This is a genomic window from Vibrio sp. VPAP30 (genome assembly GCF_001188205.1).
Classification (GTDB): domain Bacteria; phylum Pseudomonadota; class Gammaproteobacteria; order Enterobacterales; family Vibrionaceae; genus Vibrio; species Vibrio bivalvicida.
The window spans coordinates 273,753-294,198 of sequence record NZ_LBLS01000026.1 but is presented as its reverse complement, the minus strand read 5'-3'; the positions used below and the strand labels follow the sequence as shown (position 1 = coordinate 294,198).

At 43.9% G+C, this 20,446-nt stretch carries 21 protein-coding genes; 15 read left to right on the top strand and 6 right to left on the bottom strand.

Features of this window, described 5'->3' with window-relative positions:
- The 9 genes from ZX61_RS11770 to ZX61_RS11730 all read left to right on the top strand — a co-directional run bounded on the left by ZX61_RS11770 (position 1) and on the right by ZX61_RS11730 (position 10,777).
- Positions 1–1,470 carry a lactate dehydrogenase gene (locus tag ZX61_RS11770; RefSeq protein ID WP_049844811.1) on the top strand — a complete coding sequence of 490 codons (1,470 nt, stop codon included), beginning with the start codon at positions 1–3 and terminating at the stop codon, positions 1,468–1,470.
- A 135-nt stretch (positions 1,471–1,605) separates the two neighbouring features.
- Positions 1,606–3,093: a hypothetical protein gene (locus ZX61_RS11765; protein WP_049844810.1), complete on the top strand. Its 1,488-nt coding sequence runs from the start codon at positions 1,606–1,608 to the stop codon at positions 3,091–3,093.
- The gene (locus tag ZX61_RS11760) at positions 3,074–4,654 is read left to right on the top strand and encodes a GGDEF domain-containing protein (RefSeq protein ID WP_049844809.1); all 1,581 of its coding nucleotides are present in this window, start codon (positions 3,074–3,076) and stop codon (positions 4,652–4,654) included. The genes ZX61_RS11765 and ZX61_RS11760 overlap by 20 nt, the downstream gene beginning before the upstream one ends.
- A gap of 221 nt (positions 4,655–4,875) precedes the next feature.
- Positions 4,876–5,265, top strand: a complete 390-nt coding sequence (locus tag ZX61_RS11755) for a DUF3302 domain-containing protein (RefSeq protein ID WP_049844808.1) — start codon at positions 4,876–4,878, stop codon at positions 5,263–5,265.
- Positions 5,265–6,395 carry an HlyD family secretion protein gene (locus ZX61_RS11750; RefSeq protein WP_049844807.1) on the top strand — a complete coding sequence of 377 codons (1,131 nt, stop codon included), beginning with the start codon at positions 5,265–5,267 and terminating at the stop codon, positions 6,393–6,395. The genes ZX61_RS11755 and ZX61_RS11750 overlap by 1 nt, the downstream gene beginning before the upstream one ends.
- A 230-nt stretch (positions 6,396–6,625) precedes the next feature.
- Positions 6,626–7,174, top strand: a complete 549-nt coding sequence (locus ZX61_RS11745) for an ECF-type riboflavin transporter substrate-binding protein (protein WP_049844806.1) — start codon at positions 6,626–6,628, stop codon at positions 7,172–7,174.
- 6 nt (positions 7,175–7,180) lie between these two features.
- Positions 7,181–8,866, top strand: coding sequence for an ABC transporter ATP-binding protein (locus tag ZX61_RS11740; protein WP_049844805.1), 1,686 nt, complete (start codon positions 7,181–7,183; stop codon positions 8,864–8,866).
- Positions 8,863–9,702, top strand: a complete 840-nt coding sequence (locus ZX61_RS11735; RefSeq protein WP_049844804.1) for an energy-coupling factor transporter transmembrane component T family protein — start codon at positions 8,863–8,865, stop codon at positions 9,700–9,702. The genes ZX61_RS11740 and ZX61_RS11735 overlap by 4 nt, the downstream gene beginning before the upstream one ends.
- A gap of 178 nt (positions 9,703–9,880) precedes the next feature.
- Positions 9,881–10,777 (top strand): DMT family transporter, encoded by an 897-nt coding sequence (locus ZX61_RS11730; RefSeq protein ID WP_049844803.1) that lies wholly within the window; start codon positions 9,881–9,883, stop codon positions 10,775–10,777.
- On the opposite strand, the gene ZX61_RS11725 is transcribed toward ZX61_RS11730, so the two are convergent.
- Complete coding sequence (locus tag ZX61_RS11725) at positions 10,774–11,235, bottom strand: GNAT family N-acetyltransferase (protein WP_049844802.1); 462 nt, start codon at positions 11,233–11,235, stop codon at positions 10,774–10,776. The genes ZX61_RS11730 and ZX61_RS11725 overlap by 4 nt on opposite strands.
- 282 nt (positions 11,236–11,517) lie before the next feature.
- Between ZX61_RS11725 and ZX61_RS11720 the strand changes: the two genes are divergently transcribed.
- The 4 genes from ZX61_RS11720 to ZX61_RS11705 all read left to right on the top strand — a co-directional run bounded on the left by ZX61_RS11720 (position 11,518) and on the right by ZX61_RS11705 (position 14,789).
- Positions 11,518–12,948 carry a methyl-accepting chemotaxis protein gene (locus ZX61_RS11720; protein ID WP_049844926.1) on the top strand — a complete coding sequence of 477 codons (1,431 nt, stop codon included), beginning with the start codon at positions 11,518–11,520 and terminating at the stop codon, positions 12,946–12,948.
- Between the two features lie 126 nt (positions 12,949–13,074).
- The gene (locus ZX61_RS11715; protein ID WP_049844801.1) at positions 13,075–13,410 is read left to right on the top strand and encodes a hypothetical protein; all 336 of its coding nucleotides are present in this window, start codon (positions 13,075–13,077) and stop codon (positions 13,408–13,410) included.
- A 144-nt stretch (positions 13,411–13,554) separates the two neighbouring features.
- Positions 13,555–13,983: an acyl-CoA thioesterase gene (locus ZX61_RS11710; protein WP_049844800.1), complete on the top strand. Its 429-nt coding sequence runs from the start codon at positions 13,555–13,557 to the stop codon at positions 13,981–13,983.
- Positions 13,984–14,084: 101 nt separating this feature from the next.
- Entirely contained in the window at positions 14,085–14,789 is a 705-nt protein-coding gene (locus ZX61_RS11705) for a DUF445 domain-containing protein (RefSeq protein ID WP_049844799.1), read from the top strand.
- Between the two features lie 41 nt (positions 14,790–14,830).
- Here ZX61_RS11705 and ZX61_RS11700 read toward each other — a convergent pair whose 3' ends face one another.
- The 3 genes from ZX61_RS11700 to ZX61_RS11690 all read right to left on the bottom strand — a co-directional run bounded on the left by ZX61_RS11700 (position 14,831) and on the right by ZX61_RS11690 (position 16,762).
- On the bottom strand, positions 14,831–15,307 hold the full coding sequence (locus tag ZX61_RS11700; protein ID WP_049844798.1) for an Lrp/AsnC family transcriptional regulator: 477 nt from the start codon (positions 15,305–15,307) through the stop codon (positions 14,831–14,833).
- A 100-nt stretch (positions 15,308–15,407) separates the two neighbouring features.
- Positions 15,408–15,641 (bottom strand): hypothetical protein, encoded by a 234-nt coding sequence (locus ZX61_RS11695; RefSeq protein ID WP_049844797.1) that lies wholly within the window; start codon positions 15,639–15,641, stop codon positions 15,408–15,410.
- A gap of 197 nt (positions 15,642–15,838) precedes the next feature.
- Positions 15,839–16,762, bottom strand: a complete 924-nt coding sequence (locus ZX61_RS11690; protein ID WP_049844796.1) for a DMT family transporter — start codon at positions 16,760–16,762, stop codon at positions 15,839–15,841.
- Positions 16,763–16,850: 88 nt separating this feature from the next.
- On the opposite strand from ZX61_RS11690, the gene ZX61_RS11685 reads away from it, so the two are divergent.
- Positions 16,851–17,762 (top strand): LysR substrate-binding domain-containing protein, encoded by a 912-nt coding sequence (locus ZX61_RS11685; protein WP_049844795.1) that lies wholly within the window; start codon positions 16,851–16,853, stop codon positions 17,760–17,762.
- A 281-nt stretch (positions 17,763–18,043) separates the two neighbouring features.
- Entirely contained in the window at positions 18,044–19,201 is a 1,158-nt protein-coding gene (locus ZX61_RS11680; RefSeq protein ID WP_049844794.1) for a GGDEF domain-containing protein, read from the top strand.
- On the opposite strand, the gene ZX61_RS11675 is transcribed toward ZX61_RS11680, so the two are convergent.
- On the bottom strand, positions 19,198–19,485 hold the full coding sequence (locus ZX61_RS11675) for a hypothetical protein (protein ID WP_049844793.1): 288 nt from the start codon (positions 19,483–19,485) through the stop codon (positions 19,198–19,200). The two genes, ZX61_RS11680 and ZX61_RS11675, sit on opposite strands and share 4 nt — an antisense overlap.
- Positions 19,486–19,896: 411 nt before the next feature.
- A complete protein-coding gene (gene ppnP, locus ZX61_RS11670) occupies positions 19,897–20,184 on the bottom strand; it encodes a pyrimidine/purine nucleoside phosphorylase (protein ID WP_049844792.1) in 288 nt (95 codons plus the stop codon).
- Positions 20,185–20,446: the final 262 nt, after the last annotated feature.

Sequence of the window (20,446 nt, the reverse complement as noted above, 5' to 3'; positions counted from 1 at the left end):
GTGACAGCCGGCCAACTGCCAAAAGAAGCGAACGGGTTACAGCTCAACTTTTGTAAAACATTGGCGTGTGACAACTTTGGATTGAGTGATGCACATCGTTACGTTGTGCAGCATGCTAACCCTAAGCGACCTGCGATGGTATGTCGGGAATGTGGCGCTTTCCCCCCCTTACTTAATAACCAAGAAGTTCTCAATGAGCTTCACCGACTTCGTCAACTTCACAGTGATGGCCTTCCTGCTTGTCGTAATGACGAATGCGATAATTTTGGTTTATCTGTCCACACCCACAAACACCTCTATCATGCGTTCGGATACAGCGGCGATCGTCAGCGCTACCGCTGCAAATGCTGCCAATCTACGTTCGTCGACAAATGGTCTGGTGCCAACAAAAAATTACAATTTCAAGAAAACCTCCTTGGTTTGCTTTTTATGGGCTACTCAGTACGCGAGATATGCCGCAAATTAGAAATCAACCCAAAGACGTTTTATGATCACCTTGATCATATTGCGAGTCGTTGCCGTCGTAAACTTGCCATGTTTGACGCTCGCTGGGTCAACCATGCGGCGAGTTATGAACTGGCTTCGTTTTATGTTCCTTTGCAACCAAAGAGCAATAATGGCGTGTTATGGATGGCTACGGGTGAAGCACATAGTGGCTACATTCTTTGCCAGCATGTGAACTACTCAGCAACAGAAGAACCTAAAGGCGATACCGATCACGACCCTTATCAATATCCGGCTCGCTTTGTCTCCCGCGATCACTCTTCTGAAGCAAATATGCCCGCTCCGACACCCTCGCCCATTTTAAGGGAACGAATCGATCAGCAATACCAAACGATTCTTGCTCGGGGAAATGTTGAAGACCCTATGGGCAACCTTACGGTATTTAACTATCCGTCCAAAGGTGCTTTGATTCGCCCACCATACACCTCATACGCGCACTTCCTGCATGTACTCGATTTATGCCAAGACGAACGTCAAGTGTCGATCTATTTGCCGCAAGATCCTGTTTTGCGTTCTGCAGCGCTTAGTGTCTGTTTGCCGCGCATTTTGCGTCAAAATATCGACCTTATGTATGTGGAAGAAGATTACGAATGGAACGAAGACAATGCCATCGACAAGGTCGATATAGTTCATATGGGCTGGTGGCGAGATCGCTGGGCCATTGCTTCTGCCAACAATTCTTCAAAGGGCATCTGCTATCTTGCAGGTAAAAATAACCAACCAAAACAATGGTTACGCAGCGCTTCTATCCGACGCACTCAGTTTTATCAGGCGCGATTTCAAACCTTATTCGAAAGCTTTGTCAATGAGCCTAGACGCAAACTGCGCCCTGGGGGCCTAATGCCAATGCTAGATATTTTCCGCGCTTGGCATAATTTGTGCTACCAAGATAAAACGGGAAAGACAGCCGCCCAGAATTTAGAGATTACTCAATCACCTTTGACTCTGCGCGAGCTACTTTCATAATTATTAGTATTGTGACGGGCACCGTTAATCAACACGCGTTTTAGTACTTTTAGTGGAGTTTAGCGTATCGCTATTCATATAATGAAATATACTAAGTTGTGTGCTCAGCAGTAATACCGTTAAAGGATTGACTCATTGGATAAAAGCCAGCGACTTCTCGAGGTCGAAATAGATCAGCTAAAAAGCAAGGTCGAATCGGAGCCCGAAAAAGTTTGGGCAATCGCTGAGCAGTGTGCAGCACGTGCTGCGCAAATTCTCTATCCCGAAGGGGAGATTCAGTGTCTCATTATCATGTCTCGCTGTGCATGGTGTATGATGGAGTACCGCAAGGGTCTCAAGTACATCAAAGAGGCACACAGCAAACTTAATGTATTAGACACCGACGACCTTCTCCCCGAAATCCTTCATATCCATGCGCTTCAGTATTGGGGACAAGCTAGATACTACTCCGCTCAACAGTACTGGATCAACGCATTAGAACAATCCGCATTGGTTGATGAAGTCGAGATTCAACTAGAGTCTCTAATTGGCTTGGGCAATGTTTGGCGTATTACTCACGAGTACCATCTAGCGAAATCAACACACGAATTAGCGGTCATTGTCGCAAACAATGCTCGTATTAACTGGCTTGAAGGAAAAGCGCGTATCTTGCTTGCGTGGGATCATTACCTACTGAACAACTATGTAGAAATGCTCTCTGTGCTTGATGGCGCCGTCGAAGCCCTAAAAGATCATTGCGACAACACGTGGCAAGCGGAAGTGTGGGATTTTAGAGGCTTAGCTTTGTTAGGATTAGAGCGTATTGAAGACGCTGAAGAAGCGACAAGTAAAGCCCACGAACTGGCGATGCGGCACGACTTAGTGTGGATGAAAGCACACTCTTTTATCAGCCGAGCTCGTGTTGAACTGCTCCGCAAACGACCACAAAAAGCAGCAGAGTTACTCATTCATGCGGAACAATCAGCGGTTACCTTCGACAACGGCGAGTTATTGTCTCAGATCTGCTTTCAACAATCTCGGGTAGCTGAAGAGTCCGGGGATTATAAAACTGCGCTCGAAGCATTCCGAAAGTATCGAAGTCACTCCACTAACATGCTCAGAGAGCAGACCGCTCGAGTAAGCAATGATAAAGCGCGAGCTTCCAAACGCCAACTTGAGCAACGAGCGAGAAAACTGATCAACCGCATTCGTGGTCAACATGAGTTCGATCCAGAAAAACAATTGAGTCAAATGGTGTCGGAAACCTATTGGTGGGAACAGCTTGTTCTATTTAAAACCGAGCTAAAACGTTCTAACCATGCAGTTATCGTCATTCAACACAGCGACGCTAACTACCTCGAAGTATGCACTGAACTCGCACATTCATTGTGTAATAAGCGCGATATGCTGTCTCGCCTGAGTAGCGAACGACTCGGGATATTGCTTGCCGACAAAGGGGATGAAGCCGTTAACGTATTCCACGTATTAGCCAAGATGATTGAAATATACCCTTGGCATAGGAAAGGACTGGATGATGTGCTACCTAAAGTCATCTTCCAAGATATTCTTACCTTCCCATTTACTTTAGAACAATTAGAAGATAGTCAGCGACAGGAACAGCAGCATGGAAGTCTTACTCAATAAAATTTCTGACTCTGGCTTAGATCCCTCTTCTGTGTCTGGCGAAGAGGCGATAATCTTTTGGAACCACGTCCGCCAACACGTTGCGACGTCCCCTCAGGAAGTTGCTCAATGCCTCATCATTAGTGCCGAATTCCGCGTTGAGTTAAAGCAACTCCAAACCAGTATTGACGAATTGAAAGAGGCGCTAGGCCACCTGACACTACCTGAAGACGCCGAACTAATCCTAGAAGTAAGAAATGGACTTGCCGATAGGTTGGTTGAGAATGGTGATTTTCATGGCGCGTTAACGGAATACATTCGCTCATCAACCATTGCCGTAGACAATGGGTACATTGACGCTTACGTACTTGCAGTATTGGGCATGGGCAACCTGTGTGATGCATATGGCGATCACAATCGTGCGTTAAGGTACTATCAGAAAATAGACAGTATCGATCATGCTATTAGTAGCCGCTCGCTACGGCTACGTTACAAACTCTATATGCTCTCCTGCTATATTGAGCTAAAGCGTACTACTGCGGCGAACGACTTAATCAAAGAGTGTGATGAACTGAGTATTCTGGTCAGTGACAAGGTGCTATCGGGGCAAATTTTGCTTTATCAAGCCAAACTCTACCGCCAGAACAAGCAAATGGAATTGGCCATGCAGTGCCTTGGCAATGTTCAGTATGCAGCAGGAAATATTCACTCTTCGTGGTTATCAAACATGATCCGCTTGGAACTTGCGGCCTGCCTGAGCGAACAAAACAAACCCCATATTGCTAACTGGGTTTTGGAGTCTGCTCGTCGTCGAATCAAGCTTTACGCCTCTCCGATTCTCAACCTAAAACTTTGCAATTCTCTCGCCGAAATCTGTGAGCAAAAAGGCAACTTCAAAGGGGCACTCGAATATCAAAAGAGCGCCTACCGCATTGAAAGCGATCTGATGAAAAAGATTCCAATAGGTGAGTTAGGCGCTAGCCAATTACGCAGGCTTTCACGCTTCGAATTGCAATTAAAGCTAATCCTATCCGAGCAAGAAAACCGTGAACTAAAAGAAACAACAGAAAGCCAAAAGCATGCTGTAGCCCAACTTCAGCAAGATGTATTCACCGATCCACTAACTTCGCTGCATAACCGCCGTTGGCTCGATGTAAAACTGAAAGATTTATTACTTCACGACGTGCCATTTGCTCTGATGGTCGTCGATATCGATCACTTTAAATCTATCAATGACGAACTTAGTCACCTAGTGGGAGACAAAGCTATCGTCAATGTATCTCACGAACTCGCCGCCTATTTTAAATTCCGTGGTGCGTCATGTGTACGATTTGGTGGCGAGGAGTTTTTGGTCATTATCGAGCGCGCAACACTTGAACAAGCCGAAATGCACGCCGAGAACTATCGCGAACGAATTTTCAAATTTGGCTGGCAGAATATTCTCGGAGAACGAGGGCTGACGGTCAGTATCGGAATTACACTGCACCGTGAAGGTGAGAATACGCAAAGAACATTTTATCGTGCAGACAAAGCCCTCTATCGAGCTAAAGCCAACGGGCGAAATCAAGTCTGTACTGAATAAAGCACCAAGAGATAATTGAAACGCCTATTGCCCTAAGCTCTAGGCGTTTTTTATTTATGCTATATCGTGAAGATGGCTATTGACCTCACCCATGATTTTCGAGCCTTGCCATTATTGCTAGCCAGATCAAGCAAAAGAAACCTAATTGTTTGATTTTATTTCTATACTGAATAGAACTGCACCATTATCTGTATAAAATACAATGAACAAGGATTGTTGGTATGTTTCTCGATTATTTCGCACTTGGTCTGTTGATCTTTGTCGCACTCGTTATCTTTTACGGCATTATCGTGATTCACGATATCCCTTATGAAATCGCCAAAGACCGCGAGCATCCTCATCAAGATGCAATACATTATGCGGGTTGGGTAAGCCTGTTCACTCTCCATGCTATTTGGCCATTTTTATGGATATGGGCCACCTTATGGCGCAAAGAGCGAGGCTGGGGATTCAAAAGACTTGAAGAAGAACAACATGATATCCATCACCGTGTCGATGAACTCATCGATCAAGTCACCCGACTGCAAAGAGAAGTTTCGGACCTAAAGCAGTACGCTAGCTCGCAGCAAAGTATCCATCTACACACAGATCGTAATGAGGAGGAGCAATAATGGACTTACTACTCATCCTGACTTACGCGGCGTTGTGTATTACTGTGTTTAAAATCTTCAATATTCCTTTGAATAAATGGACAGTTCCTACCGCAGTGTTAGGCGGTGTCGTTCTGATAGGCACCCTGATTCTTTTAATGAACTACAACCACCCATTTACTCAGATCGGCAATCAGGTTTACTCAACTACTCCGATTGTTTCGGGAGTTCGAGGGCGAGTGATTGAAGTTCCGGTTGAGGCGAACAAACAACTTAAGCAAGGCGATGTGCTGTTTGCCATCGACCCTATCCCTTATCAAGCCGAGGTCGCTAAGAAAAAAGCACAAATCAAAGAAGCCAGTCAAGGTGCACTCGGGTTAGACTCTTCTCTTCAAGAAGCCTTAGCAGCAAAAAACAAAGCCGTTGCTGAAAGAGATAAAGCTAAGCGAGAGTTTGATCGTTACCAACGTGGTTTTGACAAGGGCGCGTTTACTGAGCAGCAACTAGATACTAGACGTCAAGCCTACAAAGCGGCGGAATCTTCAGTCAATGTGGCGAATGCAAAGGTCGAACAAGCTCAATTAGCCCTCGACTCAGAGATTGGTGGTGAAAACACTACAGTTGCGCGTTTGATTGAAGAGCTGCGCCAAGCAGAGTTCAACTTAGATCAAACCATCGTTCGTGCACCGACCGACGGTTTTGCAACACAGTTGGCTCTAAGACCAGGTGTTATGGCTGTCCCATTGCCACTAGCGCCAGTCATGACCTTTGTCCATACTGAAGAGATCTTCTATACCGCCGCCTTTAGGCAAAACTCTCTGCAACGCTTGCAACCAGGCTTTAAGGCTGAGTTTCTCTTTAGAGCTTTGCCAGGAAAAGTGTTTAAGGGTGAAGTGATTGAAATACTGCCCGCTATTGGCGAGAGTCAATTTCAAGCTCGAGGCGCGTTACTGGGCACCGAAGCGCTAAAAACAAGCGGTAGAGTCTTTGCCAAATTGAAGATCACCGACGACCTTTCTGGCTACCATCTACCTTTAGGTACTGCGGTTGAAGTTGCGGTGTACTCAGATCAGTTCACCCATGTCTCAATTATGCGTAAAGTGCTTATTCGTATGAAAAGTTGGCAAAACTACCTCTATCTAGATCATTAGTACCCCCCTAGCCCAAAGAGACAGAACAGGTTTCTTTGGGCAATGTTTGCTCGTCGAGTGGGCTACAACTGGCCATTTGCACACAAGGTATCCAGACGCCTAGCCTGTTACCTTTCCATGCCTTCACTTAGCAGGTATAATCTGCGCCTCACCGTCTCAAGCGTATAAAATTCAACCAAAATAACCGCTTATTGACTAAGTTCTTTAAAGATTTCGACAAAGGGTTATCTATGAATCTTACGGCTAAAACTGTTGTAGTTATAGCGATCGGTGCTGCTTTATACGGTATTGGTGGATTACCGATGTTTGGCATTCCTGTATTCGCCAACACAACCTTAAAACCGGCAATGGCAGTCCTCGCATTATTCTCTGTCCTTTTTGGCCCTATGGTCGGTTTTTTAGTGGGATTCATTGGTCACTGGGTGACCGACCTTTTTGCAGGATGGGGCGTTTGGCTAACATGGGTACTAGGCTCAGGTATCGTAGGTCTTGTGCTAGGTTTCTTCCCAACCTTAACCAAAAATCGCCTAGCTGAAGGTCACTTTAATTTAAAAGACTTTTCACTTTTTGTCGTGCTCGCGTTGTTTGGCAATATCATCGGTTATGGATGCTCGGCCTTCCTCGATACAATTCTTTACGCTGAACCCTTCACCAAAGTGTTCACTCAGCTATCAATCATCGCAGCAGGCAACACCGTACTCATTGCCGTAGTGGGTTACTTTATTCTTAAATCTGTTGCGAAACGCAATAAGCAAAGCCGCAATCTGACTGAGGCTTAATCATCAATGACAATTGAATTTTCTGACTTCTCTTTTAGATATGAGTCACTGGATAAACCGACATTAAAACATATCAATCTAAGGATAGAGAAAGGAGAGAAAATCGTCATTATCGGGCCAAGTGGTAGTGGTAAATCTACCCTTGGTCAGTGCTTAAACGGACTGATTCCTCATGCTATCAAAGGCGAAATTTCAGGGCAGTTGACTCTAAACAGTCAAAGTATCTCAGATCTAGACCTACACCATTACACCGAACAAATTGGCACCGTATTACAAGATACTGACAGCCAGTTTGTTGGGCTCAGTGTGGGCGAAGACATCGCCTTTGCACTGGAAAACCAGCTTGCTTCTAACCTTGATATGTACCCGCTGGTACAGTCCACTGCAAAGATGGTTGAACTGGCAAACATGCTTGACCGCTCACCGCATGATCTATCTGGTGGGCAAAAGCAGCGTGTTTCTTTAGCTGGAATCTTGATTGATGATGTTGACACGTTGCTGTTTGACGAACCTCTGGCTGCGCTAGATCCAAAAACCGGCCGCAAAACGATTGATATCATCGACCAACTGCATAAAGAGACAGGCAAAACCATCATCATCATCGAACATCGCCTTGAAGATGTTCTGTATCGACACGTTGATCGAGTGATCTTAATGGAGCAAGGTGAAATCGTTGCCGACATGTCACCAAACGAAATCCTCTCGTCTTCTCTATTAAACAGTCATGGTATTCGTGAACCTTTGTATTTATCAGCGCTTAAAGCGGCTTGTTGCCCAGTAGATGCAAACCATTGTGCTTCCCTGAGCACAATGCCCGTTGAATCTTACAAGCCCTTGTTTTCTGAGTGGCAAGCTCTCCCTATCAACACAAGTTTGAACAGCGACTCTCTGCTTTCCATTCAGGGATTAACCTATTCTTACGACGGTGAAAAAAATGCGCTTGAAGATATCTCATTTGACATTAAGCAAGGCGAGTTCGTTTCTATTCTAGGTAAGAATGGGTCAGGTAAGTCAACCATTACTAAACTCATCATGGGTGTATTGAGTCAAGATTCCGGCTCTATCTCTTTTCAAGGTCAAGACATTGCCACTTTATCCATTTTCGAACGCAGTCAGAAGATGGGTGTCGTGATGCAAAACCCGAATCATATGATCTCTCATCATATGATTTTTGACGAAGTGGCATTTGGCCTGCGTAACCAAGGCTTAACAGAGCAAGAAATCGAAAAGAAAGTTCTTGATACTCTAGAGTTATGTGGTCTCAGTAAGTACAGAAACTGGCCAATCGAGGCTCTCAGCTACGGACAGAAAAAGCGAGTTACGATTGCTTCAATTCTCGCGTTAGAACCGCAATTATTAATACTGGATGAGCCAACGGCAGGTCAAGATTACCGAAACTACACATCGATGCTAGATTTCATCGGCAAGCTCAACCAAAAATTGGGTATTACCGTCATCATCATTTCTCATGATATGCATTTAGTACTGGAGTATACCCACCGCTCGATTGTCATTTCAGACAGCAAGCTCATCGCTGATGCTCCAATGACCGATGTGTTTACCCAACCAGAGCTATTAGATAAGGCTAACCTAACTACCACCAGCCTTTACGATTTGGCCGAAAGTTTAGAGGTGGAAAACAAAAACGCCTTTATGCAGTACTTTATCCAACAAGAGAAGAATGTCGCATGAATGCCTCTAAAATGAAGTTTGGCATTAGCTATGTCGATACCAAGTCTCCGCTACATGCGTTAAACGGAATTACCAAGTTTGCTTTATTCATGGCTTGGGTCACGGTTGTTCTTACTACCTTTGATCTGCGCATGATCAGTGTGTTGATTTTAGCTGGCCTTTATCTTCTTAAACTCACTCAAGTGCCTTTTAAGGTGTATAAACCTTTATTGATCGGAACGGCGAGTGTTCTACTCCTTAACTCCCTATTTATGTTTTTACTCGCACCTCAACAAGGCTCAGAGTTCATCGGCAGTCATAACGTTCTGCTCGTCCTACCTGGTGATTACTCTCTTACCCAAGAGACGTTATTTTATTTGGTCACAGTAACACTCAAGTACTTCAGTATGTTCCCGATTGCTTTGGTGTTTGTTTTTACTACCCATCCAACCGAGTTTGCTGCCAGCCTAAACAGAATTGGCGTGCCTTATAAGATTGCCTATGCGGTGAGTTTGACCCTGCGATACTTGCCCGAAGTGAAAAATGATTTCGTTAATATCATGCATGCCCAACAAGCTCGTGGGTTGGATATTTCCCAGAATACCCCCTTGTTTCAACGCATGCAGAACGTAGCAAAAATCCTAGGTCCTTTGATTTTTTCCAGCCTTGATCGTGCTGATGAAATTTCTAATGCAATGACCCTGCGCGGCTTTGGCCGACATGCAACTCGGACTTGGTATAGCGCTAAGCCACTGCATAAAATCGATAAGATTTGTCTCGCGATGGTTACGGCAATCGTGGTAATGGCGATCGTAAAGCGTTATTTAGAGAGTGAGTTATTTTGGTATCCGTTCTGACATAGCACTCTAAAAGTCATTTAAAGCCCAGCGTTCGCTCTGGGCTTGTTGCATTCAACCCGCTTAGGCTACTCAACAATATATAATATTAGCCACTTCCGGAATTCTAATCCTTTCTACTATTGCCTATTCCCTCACTTTGCTTCACATTGGCGTAACAAATAACAAGGGAATAATGATGAGTACAGCTAGCTTTCTTCGCTTAATCTGCTTAGCCGCTATTTGGGGTGGCTCGTTTCTATTTATGCGCATAGCCGCTAATACCTTCGGCCCTGCATTCTTAATTGAATTTAGGGTTGGATTCGCTGCAATCAGTTTGCTGTTTGTTTCACTGTATCTAAAGCGTAAATTAGCGTTCCGCTGTCATTTCAAACATTTCATGATCATTGGGCTGTTTAACACCGCGCTTCCTTTCCTACTGTTTGCCTATGCGGCGCAAACGCTCAACGCCTCTACGTTGTCAGTATTGAACTCAACCGCTGTAATATGGGGAGCCGTCATAGGAATCTTTTGGCATAAAGCAATCGTGACACCTAGAGTAAGTCTTGGAATGCTAGTTGGGGTTATAGGTGTCGTTACTTTAGTCGGGGTGGATGCAATCAATATCGGCCTAGATTCAGTCTACCCAATTCTCGCTAGTATCTTGGCAACATTTAGCTATGGTATAGCGACAAACTACACTAAAACCGCGCCCAGAATTGCGGCATTTGACAACGCACATGGCAATATGTGGGCTGCGGTGTTAATTATTTTGCCCCTGCTTCCTTTCATTCCCATGAGAGGTGAACCGACTCAACAAGAAATGTTGTCTGTTGTCGCGCTAGGCGTAATATGTACAGGAGCAGCTTACCTACTCTACTTCAAGCTTGTCGCAGACGAAGGTGCCGCGTCAGCCCTATCGGTAACATTCTTGATACCCGTTTTTGGGATACTATGGGGAACACTAATATTAGAAGAACCGATCGGGTGGAACACCATAGTGGGCACCATGTTGGTACTCAGTGGCACCATGATGGTGACAGGCTTTTCACCACGCCAGATTCTCCAACGCACCAAAATGGTTGAACAGAATTAACGACGCAGCTCTAACGTCATATATTGGCTGTTGGGATCGGGTGTATAGTCACCAAACGGTTCGCAATAGCCAAAGCCAAACTTCTCGTACAAGGTTCTCGCTGGGGTAAAAAACGCCATCGAGCCCGTTTCCAAACTGATACGTTTAAACCCCTCTTCGTATACGAAATCGAGTACGTGTTTCAACATAAACGAAGCGACACCTTGGTTTCGCGCCTTACATGACGTGCGCATCGATTTAATCTCTACATGGCGATCATCCAATCGCTTTATCGCGGCACATCCTAAGAGCTTTCCTTCCCTCCAACCACTCCAAAACGTCACGCTTTCATGTTGTAAAGAACTCACATCCAAAGCATGGACACTTTCAGGAGGTGATGTTGCATTCATGTCTGCTAGGTGCTCCTCTAACAGCTTACGTATTTCGGGGTGGTCCAACTGGCCCGTTTTTATTTCCATAATAGCTCCTTGCTTTAAGACACTCTAAATAAGCAAAATTGGCACCAACTCAAATCAGAAGCGCTTTGCCAGTAAATTTAGCGAATTAGTCGCGGTGGTTAGCAGGTTAAATAGTCATCAAACTCAGATCCTTCTCACAGTTTTCGAATTAATATACCCAATGATTACAAATTAGTGGGACTTAAGGCTCATAATTCTTCCTCTCAGACCGATAAATTTATAAACATATTTTTACAAAATGACGAATAAGCCATTCGGCATAGACGGAGTAGGATGCCTGATATGAAAGAAGTTGAATTTAGAACGATAGACCGTTTGTTTATCAAGATGTCTATTAACGACAAGGTGTGGGTTATTTTTGCTCTGTTCTTAGTTACAGTGGCGACACTTGCAGGTGGTAGATATTACCATGAGATGAACACTTTCGAGCAAAGTACCCTGTACGCCGCAGAGCAACAACTCAACGGAATTTTAAGTGTCGGGACTGTACAAAGTATCAGTCAATTACCAAATATCTCGTTGGTAAGTTCTGTACAAGCACCTCAGTACAAAGACGGCATTGCTACTGTGACCGGGCAAGCTTCAACTGGCCAAGCATATCAACTGGTTGTCAATGCGAAAAGCCAAGCAAAAGATTTCAAATCTCAGGCCCTCACTAGCTTTGGTTTGAGCTTCCTGTGGGCTGTACCTTTTGCCGTATTCTGTTACTGGGTCGCAACCTTCTTAGGCGGAGCTCTCTGGGTACTCTACACAACCACACAACGTATTGGTGAAGGTGACCTAACTTCGCGTTTAGGTTTCCACCCTGGCCGTGACGAATTCGGAACCATCGGCTGTGCACTGGATAAAGCGATGGATACTCTGACAGAGTTGGTTGTTACCGTAAAAGAAAACGCAACTACTCTCAGTGAGACATCTTCATCTTTCGAACAAGAAATGAAATTGAGCGAGACTCAGATTAGCCAGCAGTATTCTTCACTCGACTCTGTCGCAACTGCGATGGAAGAAATGACAGCGTCAGCAAAAGAAGTGACCAGTATTGCTCAGCAAGCTACATCGCAAACTGAGACTGACGCAGAGCATATTGAGCAAAGCCACGGTCGAGTTCAGTCGGCTATTAGCGAAATTGCTCGACTTTCCGATTACATAGGCAAGGCCTCTGAGTCAGTCGCTACCCTCACCGACAACACTACTCAAATCAATGAGGTCATCACCACAATCAATGCTATTTCTGAGCAGACCAATCTACTTGCTCTGAACGCAGCAATTGAAGCTGCACGTGCTGGCGAGCAAGGACGTGGTTTTGCCGTGGTCGCTGACGAAGTTCGCACCTTAGCCAGTCGTACTCAATCAGCGACAGTAGAGATCCAATCAATGATTGAAAAACTGCAGTCTGAAACCCACAGTATCGCCTCGATTACTGAACAAACGGTTAGCCAAGCGCAAACTAGTAGCGACTTGGTCGCAGATATTGGTAACGATGTTCAATCGATCTCTGAATCAGCCCGTTCACTAATGGACATGAGTATCCAAATCTCCACATCAGCAGAAGAGCAAAGCGCGGTTGCGAACGATATTGCTTCAGAGCTCAGCGATATACGCTCCCAATCCAACACCATTCGTAATGTTGCTGAGCAATCTTCTTCAGGGGTGGCAAATTTAACACAAGCATCTGTGTCGTTGGCCGATATTCTAAAAAGCTATCGAACTTAATAACCAATTTAGATAATCAGTAAAGGGCTTAAATGCCCTTTATTTTCATCTCGACAAAACTCTCAGCCAATCGAGCCTCCTTTATCTATACTTAATCTAACTTTTAGGTGGGATAAGGACGACGAAATGAGCACTTTACTCCTGTATGTGCTGCTGTTGACCAACCCAAGCTCAGCGCAACACTCTTCTTCACTGCCGTTAAAATGTAAGCTTCTTCACACCGAAGACACCTTTTGGTTCTACAAAGAACAGCTCGTTTATGAGAGCGAGCAGTTTATTCTGTTGCAAAACTTTAAGGGTAGAACGGTAACACAAGTCGATATGAAGACTGGTGAACTTATTCGTACAACCTATATTGGTGATCCGTATGATCCTAAATACCAAATATTGCTTGGAAAGTGCGACGATGCCCCGCATACATTGAAGATGTGGCGGCTAAATGATGTTCCTTACGATAACTAAAGCGCCCCTAGAGTCCAGCGATTGATTTAGCACGATGCTAGGTCTAGCCACGCAAGTTAAATTCCGATCACAAATTGATAACATCAAAAACACATTGTTCTTCTTTCAATTTAGACTAATTACTCATACCAATGGAGGAAGAACATGGAAGAGTTTCTCGCCGAATACCCTATCATCACCGAAGTGCCCGTCGCTTGGGGGGAAATGGATGCGCTTCAACACGTTAACAATGCGGTTTACTTTCGCTATTTTGAAACAGCCCGCCTTGAATACTTTAAGAAAATTGAACTGCTCGTTGACTTAAAAACACACCATATAGGCCCTGTATTAGGTCATACTGATTGCCGATACAAAATCCCAGTTACCTACCCAGATACTTTGATCATTGGCTCTAAAGTCGCAGAACTAAAAGAGGATCGCTTTACTATGGAGTACGTTATCGTCAGCAAAAAAATCGGCAAGGTAACCACTATCGGCACCGCTACATGTGTCATGTTCGATTTCAAGAACCAAGTCAAAGTGTCTATTCCTGAGCACATTAAGCGAGCCATCATAGCAACGGAAGAAAAGTGATATTGAATAGCTAACGCCTTTTCTCACCAAAGGAGTGTCGTTTAAAGATCAACTTGTTATATACTTCGCTCCATTGTCAATAGATCGGCTACTTTTCTCACATGAACAAGAGTTTACTTACTAACATCATTGCACTCGCTCTCCTTGCGGGCGGCCATCAAGTAGATAATCAAATTGCATTCTACGCGGGCTTATTTGCTTTCTCTGGCGCGATTACCAATTGGTTGGCTATTCACATGTTGTTCGAAAAAGTACCAGGATTGTATGGCTCTGGAGTCATTCCTGCCCGTTTCGAAGAATTTAAAGCCGCGATCAAAAATCTAATGATGGAACAATTCTTCACCCAAGAGAATATCGACAAATTTCTAAGTAAAGAAATGACTGGTGGTCAATCTCTCAATCTTGAACCCGTTATTGAGAAAATCGACTTCAATCCAACTTTTGACTCACTTGTTGATGTAATTGCCAACTCCCAGTTTGGCGGCATGTTAGCAATGTTCGGTGGCACGGAAGCACTTCAACCGATGAAACAACCGTTCGTGGATAAGATGAAAGAAGCCATCGTCGATATGAGCCAAAGCGATACAATCAAAGACGCTCTAAAAGAGCAGTTTGAAGCCCCCGCGATGATAGACGAAATTCGAACCAATGTTGAAAACATCATCGATCAACGATTAAGTGAACTAACACCTAAGTTGGTAAAAGAGATGGTACAAAAGATGATCAAAGAGCACCTTGGCTGGCTTGTCGTATGGGGTGGCGTATTTGGTGGCCTCATTGGGGTTGTGTCTTCGTTTATTGCTTAACAGCACTAGGATTTGCAAAGGGAAGCATTGGCTTCCCTTTTTTACAACTTAGATATCAGGTCGGCATTGACACCAAAACTGCTCTTATGCTCTTCGATAACCACTTCACTTCGGGTTTGGATCACACCAGGTAGAGTACCTAGCTTTGTCGACATAAAGTTTTGATACGCTTTCATATCTTTAACTCTAACTTTGATCATGGTGTCAAAATCTCCGGATAAGGAGTAACACTCCTCGATCTCTGGCATATCGGCCACCGCTTGGGCAAATTTTTCGAAAATAGAAAAGCTGGTTTGATCAAGTCTGATATGAATGAATACTTGGACATCAAGACCAAGTTTTTCCGGATTTAGTTCAGCGTGGTAGCCAGTTATAAATCCTTCTTTTTCTAGCCGCTTAACGCGGTCAGAGCACGGAGAAGTGGTTAAATTAACTTGCTTAGCAAGCTCTACAATCGGCAGTCGACCTTTTAGGTTTAAGGTGCGAAGTATCTCTCGGTCGATTCGGTCTAAATCCATTTATCGCTCATAGTAAGTGACGGGAAACGTTCCATCATCTTAAGCGAAAAGCCTAACTGACCTTATCGCTAAGCGAGAACGAAATAGAATTTTTGTGATGCTATGCGATTTTTACGGCTGAAAAAGCATCTTGTCTCGACACAACGTCAGATTGCGTATTACAAACTCGGCAAAACGCCTGCTTTTCCATTTTCACATAGTGCGCACCTTGAAACAGGGTTGAAAAGAAACACGCCATACTTTTTACCATCGAGTCATGCTGGATTTCACAACGTCTCATGACAATTTTATGAGCTGTGCTTTTCCCGCAGCAGTGACAGTGCATATGTGGCATTTTCTTCTCTCCTTTAAAAATGTGCGCTATTGATAATCGACACATTTTGGAAGCGAGAGTTCATTCAATTCAAACGTTAGTTTACAAAACGTGAGGTAAGTTCAAAAAATAACCGTGTTAAACCAGTAGTCGATGGAAAATCCTTACTTAACTCTCTTTGGCAGCGCACTTTCTTCCAAAACGACATGATTAATTGCCTAGCTTGATCTTTGGTTCAGCGATGGCTCCCTTAGCCATGTAGACACTATAGGAGCAAACACTACAAACATATTGGCAAGCACAATAAACGCTAACCCCGTCAACTGAGAGAAACTATAGCTCTGTGCATAAAACAACCACTGCCATAGGGTAGTAAACATTAGATTGGTAAAAATCAGTGGGGCTAACTGAGAGCCCGATTCAACCAGCCGGTATGCTTTGGCGCGAAATACTTGAGTGTTAATAATAAGAAAAGAAACACCAAATATAACAACAGTAAGGAGGAGCGGCGTAGAACCGTGCGTATCAACCATCTGTTCAGTGGTAAAGAAACGGTAACCAACATAAGGTGACAATACAATCGCCGCATATAGAAATGTCCAGTAGTTAATTTCAAATGCGCCCATATCAGATCGACTAATGCGATGCAGACTTAATTGAGAACCTGCATTAAATAACCCTGATGCTAGCCCCACTAACAGCTCCACGCGCAGGTTAACTCCAGAGACATCCCCGGCTAAAAGAATCACACCAGAAAAAGTCAGCATTAACCCCCATACCGATATCCAATTGAGCGGAGTGGAAAAGATTAGTCTTTCTAACATAGGCAAAAACAGAGGACCTGTGCCAAACAAGACGACGCTCTCTACTAAGCTAAGATGATTCAAAGAGTAGATAAAGCACACCTGACAGACAGCTATACAGAATGCACGAATCCAAATCATCTTATCAATTGCACCTGGCGGTCGTGTAAAGAGCTTTCTGGTTATGACCAGTATGATGAACGAGGGCACTATAAATCTTAGGAAGCTGAGTAAACTCGGTTCAAAATATTGGCCTAAGTATTTGGTAAATAGCCCGGTTAATGACAAACTAAAAGTAGAAGCCAACATAAACAAAACTGGGTACAACTGGTTCAACATAATCCCCTCCCTTTATCTCAAGTCTAGGGAAGTTGAACCAAAATGACTAACGAGTATTATTGACACAAACAGTAAGAAACACTTACAGATGAAACCTAGAATTCCTACCCCAATAAAATCACTTTATGCCTTTGTTGCCGTCGCAGAGACAGGCAGCATGACTGATGCAGCATCGGCGCTTAATGTCAGTCACTCTGCCATTAGTCAAGCAATTAAATCGTTAGAAAGGTATCTAGGGCAGGCTCTTTTCAATCGAGTAGGACGTCATGTGACGCTCAATGCCACTGGGCGACAATACTATAAAAGTATCGCTCCTGCTTTAGAGCAGATTACCCGAGCAACCCACCAACTTATTGATGATAAACAGTCACATCGCCTAACTCTGAATATGGTCAACTCACTTGCCATGCATTGGTGGATACCTAGAGTAAACCAGTTAAACCAATATGCACCAAATCTCGATGTTCGTATTTCCACCCTAATTGGTACATTCGTACTGGAAGATGAAGGTGTTGATGTCGCTGTAATACACGGCAACATAGAAGATTGGCAAGAGTACTACTGTGAAAAGCTCGCAGACGATGAACTAGTCATGGTAGCTAGCCCAGACTTGGCGACTGATAGTGATTGCCCTAAGATTCTTCTTGCGAAACATCCTGCGATCATCGCTGCCAACGATAGACGAAAGCATGACTGGCAAGTATGGTGTGAGGCAAACAATACCTCGATACCTAACCCAGCAAACAACTTAAAATTTGGCGCTTCTATTCAAGCCGTTCAGGCAGCAATTCGTCATCTGGGGGTATTTGTTACTCATCGAATTTTTGTTCGTGACGACGTACAGCAAGGGTATTTGGTTGAGGTTGGTAAACCCGTACAGAACCCGCATCAAATGTTTTATTTTGCTTGCCCACCAAACAAACTAAAGAATGAGAATATCTTGCAGTTGCGCAGTTGGATAAGGCGAGAGTTCAACGAAAGCCCACAATCAGAGCAATAGATTTTTTTGTTATAAGAGTTCAAAGTTACATACCTAATATGAGCTATTAGCGTACGGTTCTTCAGTGTCAATATTCTACCGGACAAACAAATTTAGGCAGCAGCACAATAAGTTACCTATGCGTCAAATTTAATGTGTTAATGACCGTAACACCTACATACTCATCAAAGCTCATAAAGATAACTGAAGTGATTCAATTCTAAATAATTCTTTACTCGTTCAGACTTTAAAATTTCTTCTAGACTTTGCTTGAGAGACTGTATTTTTAGTGAAGGTAAGATATGCCACAGCTCGCAGGGCAACAGATTGAAGAAATGGCTGACATTCGCGCGACAAGAAAACGCAAAGTTGTCTTGCTTTGTTCAGTCCTTTCCTTAGTGACGATTTTTACATTCTGCTTGGTTCGATTTATCGAACAAAATTACTTCTTCGCTGCCATTAATTTTCTGACCTCTTTGATTCTAACACTCAACATTATCTACTTAGTACGCCACCCCACACCCAAGTATTGCGATCTTATATTGAGTGGTGTGCTCGTTTTTCAAGGGGCCATTCTACTTTCTTATGGGCAAAGCTTAGATGCTCGCTTGCTGTGGCTATACCCTATTATGGCAGCCGTCATATTTGCAAATGACTTCAAAGCAAGCGCGATAATCAGTACAGGGTTCTTCGGCGTTATCTTACTTGCAGTGTTACTATCTAGTGCTGATCCAAATGCCTCGAGCGGTTCACAGAGCATATTCCTATTTAGTCTGTTCACGTTTTACTTGCTGTGTAATATTTACGCTTACCAATATTCAAAAGTCATGGGCTATATTCAGTTTCTTTATCAAGAGGGGATAGAAGACCTGGCCTATCTGGACCACTTAACAGGTCTAGCCAATCGTTGGAGTTTTGAAAGCTGGGCGCTCGGAAAGTTAGAAGAGAAGCAAAACAGTGACGGTTTGACTGCAATGGTTTTTCTCGATATTGATAATTTCAAATTCATCAATGATACCTACGGTCACGATGTCGGCGACCGTGTACTCCAACATTTTGCAAAACGCTTGAAAAACAATGTTCGCAATAAAGACCGCAATACCGATAAGCATGATTACTCTATCGCTCGATTTGCGGGGGACGAGTTTGTACTACTGCTTTACGACGTAAAATCGAAGCAGGACCTTGAAAACATTCTAAAGCGGATTTGTGGATTATTTACACATAGCTATCAAGCATCAGAACGTATCAATAAACTGACAGTCAGCGTTGGCGTGGCTCTCTATCCGGAAGACGCCTCCACTTTACCTGAATTGACTCGATGTGCAGATAAAGCGATGTATGCCGCTAAGCACGGCGGCAAAAATCAATATCGCTTCTATCGTGTTGACGGCCCAGTTAACATAAAGGAAGGTAGTAAGGCAACGTTAGCTAGCGTCACGCCACTGAAACAAGGTTAGCCATTCATATACATAAGCCATAGCGAAACAGCCATCACGACCAACATCCACGCCGCATATCGCACCGTATTGCGCTTATCTCGTTTTGGAGTAACAACGGGCTTAAAGGCCGCATCTTTTGCTGCCCTGGCAACAGCAGACACTGTACCTCTCTCAATCTCCTCTTTGCGTCGCTCACGCGCTTTTTGCGCGGTCTTACCAAAACGATGAAGTTGGTCCGCAGTTAACTCCTGTTTAGGGTCGTATCGACTATGGGAGTCAGTGTGTTTTGGGACAACAGCCATAAGCACCTCCTCTCTTTTGACCACTTATATCTAAGTATAGCCAAGACTTACAATAATAAATCTGATAATTACTGTTGAAATCTTCGGGATTTCCGAAACCAGTTGGAACAAATATCAATGTTCCGGCTCACCTAATTCTAAGCAATATTTGTTCCAAACCAATAGATGAAAGCTAAGTCATTGAGCTGCCTACCTGAACAAACTTAAACCCATGACGTGCAGAATCAGTCTCTCATTTCGACAATCATTGTGCGAAATTCGTTGCAAATAACCCATCAGCCATGCCCCTACCGATTAAAACACCTGCCGCTGGCCAAACCGTTTAAGATCGCAAACAAGGTGGTCAACACGCCAATCATATATACAAAAAAGCCACGCGACGGCGTGGCTTTACTTAGTTTTTAGTAACGATTATTCGCTCAGGTACTCACATAAATACGCGGTCGATTCTTCCACTCGCAAGTCAAATGATGAATCCCCTTTAACATTGAACGATTGTCCTGCTCTAAAAGTGATCCAATCTAGCTCACCTGCTTGCTTTACAGTGAGTGCCCCTTTTACAACTGTCATACGTTCTGGGGCAGCAGTACCAAAAGTGTATTCACCGGGCGCCATGACTCCAACGCTCGCATCACCATCTTGCTGAGTAAAACCTAATGACTGGACTTGACCTTCAAAATAACTGTTTGCCTTAATCACACGATTCTCCTTGGGCTTAACATCTTTTCCATCAATGTGCTTTGTTTTATCGAAATTATACCGATTCAGCAACCACTTACTTTCTTCAGTTCAACAAAACAGCGTAATAGCCCTCCAACCTAGTGACGGTATTCAAACTATAATTCCGTTAGCATTACTCAATCTATTATTGTGCTCTTCAGTTGAATCAAAAATCAGAGAATGTGGCTATATTCGTTATCTAGCTCGAAGTCAGCTAAAATAGAGTAAAAGGCGAACAAAA

What these genes read in the sequence shown, in the direction of transcription:
- ZX61_RS11760 (WP_049844809.1), top strand. Translation starts at nt 3,074, where the DNA reads ATGGAAGTCTTACTCAATAAAATTTCTGACTCTGGCTTAGATCCCTCT.
- ZX61_RS11755 (WP_049844808.1), top strand. Translation starts at nt 4,876, where the DNA reads ATGTTTCTCGATTATTTCGCACTTGGTCTGTTGATCTTTGTCGCACTC.
- ZX61_RS11750 (WP_049844807.1), top strand. Translation starts at nt 5,265, where the DNA reads ATGGACTTACTACTCATCCTGACTTACGCGGCGTTGTGTATTACTGTG.
- ZX61_RS11745 (WP_049844806.1), top strand. Translation starts at nt 6,626, where the DNA reads ATGAATCTTACGGCTAAAACTGTTGTAGTTATAGCGATCGGTGCTGCT.
- ZX61_RS11740 (WP_049844805.1), top strand. Translation starts at nt 7,181, where the DNA reads ATGACAATTGAATTTTCTGACTTCTCTTTTAGATATGAGTCACTGGAT.
- ZX61_RS11735 (WP_049844804.1), top strand. Translation starts at nt 8,863, where the DNA reads ATGAATGCCTCTAAAATGAAGTTTGGCATTAGCTATGTCGATACCAAG.
- ZX61_RS11730 (WP_049844803.1), top strand. Translation starts at nt 9,881, where the DNA reads ATGAGTACAGCTAGCTTTCTTCGCTTAATCTGCTTAGCCGCTATTTGG.
- ZX61_RS11725 (WP_049844802.1), bottom strand. Translation starts at nt 11,235, where the DNA reads ATGGAAATAAAAACGGGCCAGTTGGACCACCCCGAAATACGTAAGCTG.
- ZX61_RS11720 (WP_049844926.1), top strand. Translation starts at nt 11,518, where the DNA reads ATGAAAGAAGTTGAATTTAGAACGATAGACCGTTTGTTTATCAAGATG.
- ZX61_RS11715 (WP_049844801.1), top strand. Translation starts at nt 13,075, where the DNA reads ATGAGCACTTTACTCCTGTATGTGCTGCTGTTGACCAACCCAAGCTCA.
- ZX61_RS11710 (WP_049844800.1), top strand. Translation starts at nt 13,555, where the DNA reads ATGGAAGAGTTTCTCGCCGAATACCCTATCATCACCGAAGTGCCCGTC.
- ZX61_RS11705 (WP_049844799.1), top strand. Translation starts at nt 14,085, where the DNA reads ATGAACAAGAGTTTACTTACTAACATCATTGCACTCGCTCTCCTTGCG.
- ZX61_RS11700 (WP_049844798.1), bottom strand. Translation starts at nt 15,307, where the DNA reads ATGGATTTAGACCGAATCGACCGAGAGATACTTCGCACCTTAAACCTA.
- ZX61_RS11695 (WP_049844797.1), bottom strand. Translation starts at nt 15,641, where the DNA reads ATGCCACATATGCACTGTCACTGCTGCGGGAAAAGCACAGCTCATAAA.
- ZX61_RS11690 (WP_049844796.1), bottom strand. Translation starts at nt 16,762, where the DNA reads ATGTTGAACCAGTTGTACCCAGTTTTGTTTATGTTGGCTTCTACTTTT.
- ZX61_RS11685 (WP_049844795.1), top strand. Translation starts at nt 16,851, where the DNA reads ATGAAACCTAGAATTCCTACCCCAATAAAATCACTTTATGCCTTTGTT.
- ZX61_RS11680 (WP_049844794.1), top strand. Translation starts at nt 18,044, where the DNA reads ATGCCACAGCTCGCAGGGCAACAGATTGAAGAAATGGCTGACATTCGC.
- ZX61_RS11675 (WP_049844793.1), bottom strand. Translation starts at nt 19,485, where the DNA reads ATGGCTGTTGTCCCAAAACACACTGACTCCCATAGTCGATACGACCCT.